We start from the raw sequence: 246 nt of genomic DNA on the forward strand, positions 1-246 counted from the left end.
AGTCCCACAAATTACAGTGCAGTACGCATATAAACGCGTAAATAACCCCACTCTAGTAGCCAGCAACGTCTCATCTTCAGGTTTGGCTGCGGGCAATCCAACAATAGCTTCCCAGACCAATAACGGGGCGCGGCTGAATCTTCCGGCCGGTAACGTATTGCTAGGAGCATTTGGTACGTACAGTTTTGGATTAACTGTGAACGCAGAATTGCCGACGACGTAAAGACACACTGTCTCAATTTTAGT

At 47.6% G+C, this 246-nt stretch carries 1 protein-coding gene; it reads left to right on the forward strand.

Annotated elements, in window-relative coordinates; all coding sequences use genetic code 11:
* Window positions 1–223: hypothetical protein (locus ACZ2V4_RS11885; RefSeq protein WP_490514975.1), on the forward strand; the 223-nt coding region annotated here is incomplete at its 5' end.
* Between the last annotated feature and the right edge of the window lie 23 nt (window positions 224–246).

This window comes from Macrococcus sp. CoH-51_TC_04, from assembly GCF_058188655.1.